General features: G+C 59.7%; 3 protein-coding genes. All 3 read left to right on the top strand.

The genetic code is table 11. The features are described from left to right. Positions 1-135 precede the first annotated feature (135 nt). The 3 genes from AC1DLB_RS25415 (at position 136) to AC1DLB_RS25425 (ending at position 3331) form a co-directional block, all read left to right on the top strand. Positions 136-588, top strand: coding sequence for a hypothetical protein (locus tag AC1DLB_RS25415; protein ID WP_111455368.1), 453 nt, complete (start codon positions 136-138; stop codon positions 586-588). 176 nt (positions 589-764) lie between these two features. Further along, on the top strand, positions 765-1721 hold the full coding sequence (locus tag AC1DLB_RS25420) for a sugar ABC transporter substrate-binding protein (protein WP_019582837.1): 957 nt from the start codon (positions 765-767) through the stop codon (positions 1719-1721). 56 nt (positions 1722-1777) lie between these two features. Further along, positions 1778-3331, top strand: coding sequence for a sugar ABC transporter ATP-binding protein (locus AC1DLB_RS25425; RefSeq protein WP_477744348.1), 1554 nt, complete (start codon positions 1778-1780; stop codon positions 3329-3331). The last annotated feature ends 68 nt before the right edge of the window (positions 3332-3399 follow it).

Genomic DNA, 3399 nt, shown 5'->3' on the forward strand with positions numbered 1-3399 from the left:
GAATATGTTCAGCTTTTATGTTCGGCTCACCGACCTTCATTGAGAAGGTCGCCTTGCAAAATCGAAAATCGGTGCTAAAGAAAACCCCGCACAGGTCGATGCTCCTTTAAAGGATCTATTTTTTCAGGAGTTCACATGTCGTTTACTGTCGGTTTTGCAAATGCAGGCGCAATCACTATCGGGGGTAAATCCCCGGCGACCATCAACGACTTGAGTGAAGCAACATCCGACGCCTCGGCCCAGGCGCTGGGCGAAGAGCAGGGCGACGACAAGCAGGTCAGAACCGGTGGCGGCGCGGCGGCTCAGAGCGAAAGCAAATCCGAGAAAACCAGCAGTCAGAGTATTGCGGTGCAGGTATTGCTCAAGCGCATGCAGGAACTGCAGCAGCAACTGCGCGAACAGCAACAGCAACTGGCGGCCGCTCAGGCGGCGAATTATTCGACCCCGGAAGCCAAGGCCAGCGCAGTCATGACAATCCAGGGGCAAATCGCCAATACCAGCGCTGCGCTGGCGCAAGTGACCGGCAATCTGGTCAAGGAGCTGGCCAAGGATTCCAGCGGCGGCGGTCTGGTCAACACCACGGCGTGAGGCAAAACGGGGTTGGCTTTTGCCAACCGAGACACGGAACGGGGCGTTGACAAATCTCGGCAGGGTTCGCATAGTTCGGTCTACGCAAACGTTTGCGCGGTCGCCGTCGATGGGTTGATCCATTGATGATCCAGCGCAAGCGTTGCTAAGAATAATCATAAGATCGGAGTGAACCCATGAAGCTGCCATTCGCTGGACGTCTTCTCGCTGTCGCTATGCTGGCTGCCGCATCCGCCGCGTTGCCTGTCTCTTCGGCATTCGCCGCAACCCCTGAAAAACCTAAAGTCGCGCTGGTCATGAAATCCCTGGCCAACGAGTTCTTCCTGACCATGGAAGACGGCGCCAAGGCCTACCAGAAAGACCATTCCGGCGACTTCGAGCTGATCTCCAACGGCATCAAGGACGAAACGGACACGGCCGGCCAGACGCGCATCGTCGAGCAAATGATCCTGTCCAAGGTCAACGCGCTGGTCATCGCTCCGGCAGACTCCAAGGCCATGGTCCCGGTCATCAAGAAAGCAGTCGATGCCGGTATCACCGTGATCAACATCGATAACCAGCTGGACCCGGCTGTCGTCAAAAGCAAAAACATCACCGTTCCATTCGTAGGCCCGGACAACCGCAAAGGTGCGCGCCTGGTGGGTGAATACCTGGCCAAGCAACTGAAGGCCGGTGACGAAGTCGGCATCATCGAAGGCGTTTCCACCACCACCAACGCCCAGCAGCGCACTGCCGGCTTCAAGGATGCGATGGAAGCGGCGCAGATCAAAGTCGTGTCCCTGCAGTCCGGCGATTGGGAAATCGACAAGGGCGGCAAAGTGGCCTCGTCGATGCTCAGCGAATACCCGAACATCAAGGCCCTGCTTGCCGGCAACGACAGCATGGCGGTCGGCGCGGTCTCTGCCGTACGTGCCGCCGGCAAGGCCGGCAAGGTGCAAGTGGTCGGTTACGACAACATCAATGCGATCAAGCCAATGCTCAAGGATGGCCGTGTCCTGGCCACCGCCGACCAGTTTGCTGCCCGGCAAGCAGTGTTCGGCATTGAGACCGCGCTGAAAATCATCAAGGGCGAGAAAGTCGATAGCGGCGCCAACGGCGTCATCGAAACTCCGGTAGAGCTGGTTACCAAGTAGTCTTTCTGGCGACACAACGGTGCTCGCCCCTTGGGGCGGGCGCATGGAGAGTTTTTATGTCAGTTTCCGCCCCGAACGCTGTCCTCTCGGTCAGCGGTATCGGTAAGACCTACGCTCAACCTGTCCTGACCGGCATCGACCTGACGCTGATGCGCGGCGAAGTGCTGGCGCTGACCGGCGAGAATGGTGCCGGCAAAAGTACGCTGTCGAAAATCATTGGCGGGCTGGTCACGCCGACCACCGGCCAGATGCGATTCCAGGGGCAGGATTACTGCCCCGGCAGCCGCAGCCAGGCTGAAAAGCTGGGCGTGCGCATGGTCATGCAAGAACTCAATCTGTTGCCGACATTGTCGGTGGCGGAAAACCTGTTCCTCGACAACCTGCCCAGCCTCGGTGGCTGGATCAGCCGCAAGCAACTGCGCAGGGCGGCGATCGAGGCCATGGCTCAGGTCGGCCTCGATGCCATCGATCCGGACACCCTGGTCGGTGAGCTGGGTATCGGTCACCAGCAGATGGTGGAAATCGCCCGCAACCTGATCGGCGATTGCCATGTGCTGATCCTCGACGAGCCSACCGCGATGCTGACGGCCCGTGAAGTTGAAATGCTCTTCGAGCAGATCACTCGCCTGCAGGCGCGCGGCGTGGCGATCATCTACATTTCCCACCGTCTCGAAGAACTGGCACGGGTGGCCCAGCGCATCGCGGTATTGCGCGACGGCAACCTGGTCTGTGTCGAGCCGATGGCCAATTACAACAGCGAGCAACTGGTCACCCTGATGGTCGGCCGTGAGCTGGGCGAGCACATCGACATGGGCCCGCGCAATATCGGTGCTCCGGCCTTGACGGTCAAAGGGCTGACCCGTTCCGACAAGGTTCGCGATGTGTCCTTCGAGGTGCGCGCCGGCGAGATCTTCGGGATCTCCGGTTTGATCGGGGCAGGGCGCACCGAGTTGCTGCGCCTGATCTTCGGCGCCGATACAGCTGACAGCGGCACCGTCGCGCTGGGTTCGCCGGCTCAGGTGGTGGATATTCGTTCGCCAGCCGACGCGGTCGGTCATGGCATCGCGCTGATCACCGAAGATCGCAAGGGCGAGGGCCTGCTGCTGACGCAATCGATCAGCGCCAATATTGCCCTGGGCAATATGCCGGTGATYTCCAGCGGCGGCTTCGTCAACAACGGTGACGAGATGTCGCTGGCCCAGCGTCAGATCGATGCCATGCGCATTCGCAGTTCCAGTACGACGCAATTGGTCTCGGAATTGTCCGGCGGCAATCAGCAGAAAGTGGTGATCGGCCGTTGGCTCGAACGCGACTGCACGGTGATGCTGTTCGACGAGCCGACCCGAGGCATCGACGTCGGCGCCAAGTTCGACATCTATACATTGCTCGGTGAGTTGACCCGTCAGGGCAAAGCACTGGTGGTGGTGTCCAGCGACCTGCGCGAACTGATGCTGATCTGTGACCGCATTGGGGTGCTGTCGGCAGGGCGTCTGATCGACACCTTCGAGCGTGACAGCTGGACCCAGGATGATTTGCTTGCCGCCGCGTTCGCCGGCTACCAAAAACGTGATGCGTTGCTCAACGAAGCAGCGCCTAGGGATCTTCCATGAATACTGCAACTCTGGTCGGCAAACGTAGTGGCAATTTTTACGGCCTCGGCACTTACCTGGGCCTGGCC

The organism is Pseudomonas sp. 05N434 (genome assembly GCF_056396965.1).

What these genes read in the sequence shown, in the direction of transcription:
- AC1DLB_RS25415 (WP_111455368.1), top strand. Translation starts at nt 136, where the DNA reads ATGTCGTTTACTGTCGGTTTTGCAAATGCAGGCGCAATCACTATCGGG.
- AC1DLB_RS25420 (WP_019582837.1), top strand. Translation starts at nt 765, where the DNA reads ATGAAGCTGCCATTCGCTGGACGTCTTCTCGCTGTCGCTATGCTGGCT.